Source organism: Acinetobacter sp. TY2 (genome assembly GCF_046269225.1).
Classification (GTDB): Bacteria; Pseudomonadota; Gammaproteobacteria; order Pseudomonadales; family Moraxellaceae; genus Acinetobacter.
In genome coordinates, this window is the sequence record NZ_JBJZOR010000058.1 from 1 (window position 1) to 2,640 (window position 2,640).

Annotated in this window: 2 protein-coding genes; both read right to left on the reverse strand. The window is 38.1% G+C overall.

Features of this window, described 5'->3' with window-relative positions:
- Positions 1 to 160 precede the first annotated feature (160 nt).
- On the reverse strand, positions 161 to 625 hold the full coding sequence (locus tag ACK1JC_RS16945) for an RrF2 family transcriptional regulator (RefSeq protein ID WP_092693058.1): 465 nt from the start codon (positions 623 to 625) through the stop codon (positions 161 to 163).
- 61 nt (positions 626 to 686) lie between these two features.
- Entirely contained in the window at positions 687 to 1,967 is a 1,281-nt protein-coding gene (gene hmpA, locus ACK1JC_RS16950; RefSeq protein ID WP_092693055.1) for an NO-inducible flavohemoprotein, read from the reverse strand.
- Positions 1,968 to 2,640 lie beyond the last annotated feature (673 nt).

The window sequence follows — 2,640 nt, forward strand, 5'->3', positions numbered from 1 at the left end:
ATTCTGTGCATTCTTTCAGCTTATATCGCTCTACTATTAAATCAATTTTATGCAATAGAGCCAGCAAAACACTTGGTTTAAAAATTTAGTCGGTTAAAAGACTCAGAGTGATCATCACTTCAGCTTTTAGCAATAATCCCAATATCTTTACATAGAAAACTTATGAAATGGCCAAGATATCAATTAATTGATGCGCTGAAATCGTGGGTGATGCCATGGGACGACGTAAAATATCTTGTAGGGTATATTGATTGAGAAACTGATAAAACTGACTGAGCGCTTGATCTAATAAATAAGGTAAACCACATGAGGCGCGTAACACACATTCAGGTGCGTCACAATTAACCAAATGGGCTGATACCGCATTATGAGTTTGTAAGGTTTTAATCAGATGACCAATCGAGTAGTGCGCTAAAGGATGGGTTAATTTAACGCCGCCGCCCTTGCCTCTGGACGTGGTTAGCCACTGTTGTTTGGCCATAAAATGAATCACTTTGACCAAGTGATTTCTAGAGACTTGTAAGTCTTTGGCCATTTTTTCGATGGTAAAAGGTGGCTCAGTAGATGACTGGGCCAAATAAATTAAAGCGCGAATCCCGATATCTGTAAATTGGTTTAATTTCATCTTGCTCTCATTAAGGTAAAAAAGTAAGAGGGCGTAAGTTCCCTCTTACTTCCTTTAGGTCTTAAAGTGCAACGCCACCGGTACCAAATGCTTCACTGTGAATATTTTGTGCTGGAATTCCCAATTCAAGCAAGGCTTTATGTTGAACTTGCATGAATGGAATAGGACCACAAAGATAGTAATCTGCATCTTTTGGTAACATTTTGGCATCCAATTGTTTTAGATTCAAACGCCCTTCTGCATGATAGTCACGGCCCAACACATCTTTACTGTCGGTTTGTTCATAAGCCACAAAAACATTTAAATTGTCATGTTTTTTCGCCAAATCTTGCACCGTCTCTTTCATGGCATGTACACGTGAATTACGTACTGCATGAATAAAGTTAATCGGGTTTTTAGGTTCAGGCTTATTAAAGTTCGCCTTGATTTTTTCCCACAGGGTCACTTTTTCGTTCGGATCGGTATTACCGGTCAAAAGTTGGTTCAGCATGGCCATCATCGGTGTTAAACCAATCCCCGCACTAATCAACACATTGGTTTTTTCTGGATTAAACAAGAAGAAATTACCAGTCGGCGCAGACAGCTCAATCACATCATTTTCTTTGACTTTGTTATGTAAAGTCGATGAGACATAACCTGGATCTTGACCTTCTGCTTTTGGACTTTCATTTTTAACCGAAATACGTAAATACTGACCAGTTGAACTGTCGGATAGACTGTATTGACGCGGTTGTTTAAAGCCTAGTGCATCAATAAACAGACGTACAGTGACATATTGTCCGGCTTTATATTCAGGTAGCGCGCCGCCATCTTGAGGCACCAAATAGAACGAAGTAATCTCATCGCTTTCTTTAACTTTTTTAGACACCACAAAGTTGCGCCAGCCTAACCAGCTGCCTTTGGTTTGTTCATGTTCTAAATACATTTTTTGTTCAGTTTCAATAAACAAATTCGCCAATTGACCATACGCCGCAGCCCATGCACTAATTAGCTCATCTTCCATCGGCACACTCAGCACTTCACTGATGGAATGCAGCAAGTTTTCACCAACAATATCGTAATCAGGTGCTTGAATATTCAAACTGACATGTTTGTGACAAATCAATTCAATCACCGGCGCCAGCACCATTGGATCTTCAATATTTTCGGCATAAGCCAGTACCGCGCCCGCCAATGCTTTGGCCTGTGCGCCCGTACGTTGATGCCCCATATTAAAGGTTTCTTTTAATTCTGGATTATTGTTCAGCATACGTTTATAGAAATAATCGGTCAGTGCAACGCCATTTTCGCGTAATACAGGTACGGTTGCTTTTACAATATCTTTTTGATGTTGGCTTAACATAATGCTTAGCTCACTACAGGGTAATTTCTAAAGATGTATTTATAATACACCTTTAAAAACCCATGTCAATTCATCCGTAGCATTTTAATTTTATTTTTTAAAACCTAAAAATTTAAGTCATAAACATTTGATATAACTAAATTTTTAATTATAAATCAATTGGAAATTCTAAAATATAGTCAAAAATAAGACCCCATCACACAAAATAGTGTCGAAAATAAAAATAAGGATTTTAGGGGGATGAATCAGAATTTTTTCTTTTATATCCGCGAGGCTGTCGCTAAAGCACATCTGCATGATGCACACTGATGGCTAAGAAATTAGAATAGAAATAGATGAATCTCTATAAAAATAAGGCACTCAGCCTTAGATCAGTCGCGCTATAGCAAACGGCTGAATTATTTAAAAGGGATGAGCGTAATTTAAAGGTCAGGGTTTTAACTGTGATTTTTTGCGCGCTGAGGCTGCATAGAAAAAATGAAGTGTCATATTTAAAATAGGATCAAACTTATTTTTATGCTTGGTGTTGTTAATCTACCAGATTAAAGACCAGCCTGCCTGCTGAAGTAAATCCTGAGTTTATTTTAAAGAAGACACCGCTAGAGCAGTAAAGATGATCGCCTTAAAAGACAAAGGCCATAGTTACAAATGCACTATGACCTTTATCGATGGA